Origin of the sequence: Brevundimonas sp., from assembly GCF_032017145.1 — a bacterium.
Taxonomy (GTDB): Bacteria; Pseudomonadota; Alphaproteobacteria; order Caulobacterales; family Caulobacteraceae; genus Brevundimonas.
In genome coordinates this window covers 1-2,439 of record NZ_DALZQC010000202.1, presented here as the reverse complement: position 1 = coordinate 2,439, position 2,439 = coordinate 1, and the positions used below count along the sequence as shown (strand labels likewise).

The window sequence follows — 2,439 nt, the reverse complement described above, 5'->3', positions numbered from 1 at the left end:
GTGGCGGTCGCCCGGCCGCCGCGCCGGATCGCCTCCAGCGCCGCCGCCCGCCCCACATAGCCGCCGCCGAAGACCAGCAGGTTCAGGGCGGAAGCGTCGGGCATCGGATCGGAACTCGGGCGGCGAAAGGTCAGGCGGACAGGGCTTGGGCGGGGGCGGCCACGGCCGGCGCCCCATCGGTTTGCAGCGCCTCGGCGCGGCGTTGGTTCCACGCCGAGACGCAGGGCACCCGGCCCAGGTCGGCGCGGTCGGCATAGCGGCGGGCGATGTCGGTCACGTCCTGCATCAGCCCCTCGGCCAGGGTGATGGGCTTCAGCCCCAGTTCGCGGAACTGGTCGTTGGCGACGACCAGTTCGTTCTCGTCGGCCTCCTGGCGCGGGTTGGGCAGGTTGCGGATTTCGGCGCCGGTCATGTCGGCGACCATCCGGGCCAGGTCGCGGACCCGGCGGCTCTCGGTCATCTGGTTCAGGATCTTGACCCGCTCGCCCCGGCGCGGCGGGTTCTTCAGCGCCAGTTCGACGCAGCGCACCGTGTCCTGGATGTGGATGAAGGCCCGCGTCTGGCCGCCCGATCCGTGCACCGTCAGCGGATGGCCCAGCGCCGCCTGCATCAAAAAGCGGTTCAGCACGGTGCCGTAGTCGCCGTCATAGTCGAAACGGTTGATCAGCCGCTCGTGCATCCGGGTCTCGCGCGTCTGGGCGCCCCAGACGATGCCCTGATGCAGGTCGGTGATCCGCAGCTGGTCGTTCCGGGCGTAGAACTGGAACAGCAGGGCGTCCTGCGTCTTGGTCATGTGATAGATGCTGCCCGGATTGGGCGGGAACAGGATTTCCTGCTCGGACGGGCCGTTGTCGGTGTCCACCGTCACCTTCAGATAGCCCTCGGGAATACGCAGGCCGGCGGTGCCGTAGCCATAGACCCCCATGGTGCCCAGGTGCGCCAGATGCACGTCCAGACCGCTCTCCACGATGGCGGCCAGCAGGTGGTGGGTGGCGTTGATGTTGTTGTCGACGGTGTAGAGCTTGTGCCGCGCCGACTTCATCGAATAGGGGGCCGCCCGCTGTTCGGCGAAGTGCACCACGCTGTCGGGCGCCAGATCGCGGATCAGGGCGACCAGACGGTCGAACTCCTTGCCGACCGTCATGTTGACGAAGCCGATGTCGCGGCCGGACACCTCTTTCCAAGCCTTTATCCGCTCGCCCATGGTGCGGATCGGCGTCAGGGACTGGATTTCCAGCTCGTTGTCGATGTTGCGGCGGCTGAGGTTGTCGACGACCGTGACGTCCCAACCTTCGGCCGACAGATGCAGGGCTGTCGGCCAGCCGCAGAAACCGTCGCCGCCCAGAACCAGAACGCGCATGGAGAGATAGCCTTTTCGTCGTCTCGAAGGTCATGCCTAGCCCAGCGGAGCGGTCGCGGCAAAGCGCGGCCGTTAAAGACGCGGTGCGACGCTTTGACGAATCCCCCTTGGAAAGGCGTCGCGCACGGGTTAAGTCTGATCTGTCTCCCACTCAAACGCAGCTTTACGGGCGCATACCCGGCTGTTCGCGGCTTGAGCCGATCATGACGGTCGGTCCCGAAAGGACCGGCGCACCATGCGGGCGACAAGGCATTCCGACAGATCGACAATCGGGGATCGGCCCCGAGCGAAACGGAACCCAGAAACGGACGACCTGGCCCCCGGGCCCGGCCTCGTCCCTGCACACGGTAGCGCGAATGAGAGATTTCAAGGGCATGAAGCGTCAGCGCGGACGCAATCGGAACAAGGCGGGCGCCAACAACGCCAACAACGCCAATCCGAATCGTTCGTGGGATTCGCAAGGCCCCGAAAACATCAAGGTCCGGGGCAACGCCCAGACCGTCTATGAACGCTATCAGCAACTGGCCCGCGACGCGGCGTCCAGCGGCGACCGGGTGCTGGCCGAAAACTATCAGCAGCACGCCGAACACTATTACCGCGTGCTGCGCGCGCTCCAGCCCCAGCGGTCCTTCTCCGACATCGCCGCGCGCGAACAGTCGAACCAGGGCTTCGACATCGATTTCGAGGACGAATCGGGCGTCCAGGCCGCCGCCTTCCTGGCCGCGCAGCAGGCGGCCGAACGCCAGGCCCAGGAAGCCGCCGAACGCGCCGAGCAGAACCAGAATCAGCCGCGCGATCGTGACCGCGACTACAACCGGGACCGGGATCGCGATCAGAACCGTGAACCGCGCGAACCCCGCGAACCGCGTGAGGACGGCGAGACCCGCGCCGAGGGCGAAGGCGGCGGTCGTCGCGAAAGCCGCCGCGAACGCTGGGAGCGTCGCCGCGAGGAACGCAACCGCCGCTTCGACAACCGCGAGGAAGGCGCCGAGGACGTCGCCGCCCGCGCCGAGAACGAAGCCGCCCCGACCGACGCGCCCGCCATCGAAAGCCCCGCCGTGGAACCGACGGCGGAGGTC

General features: G+C 67.4%; 2 protein-coding genes. One reads left to right on the top strand and one right to left on the bottom strand.

The genetic code is table 11. The annotated features are described in order from the left end of the window. Positions 1-130: 130 nt before the first annotated feature. Positions 131-1,360: an NAD-dependent epimerase/dehydratase family protein gene (locus tag RTU05_RS17890; protein WP_312599636.1), complete on the bottom strand. Its 1,230-nt coding sequence runs from the start codon at positions 1,358-1,360 to the stop codon at positions 131-133. Between the two features lie 374 nt (positions 1,361-1,734). Here RTU05_RS17890 and RTU05_RS17885 point away from each other — a divergent pair. Continuing rightward, positions 1,735-2,439: DUF4167 domain-containing protein (locus RTU05_RS17885; protein WP_312599635.1), on the top strand; the 705-nt coding region annotated here is incomplete at its 3' end.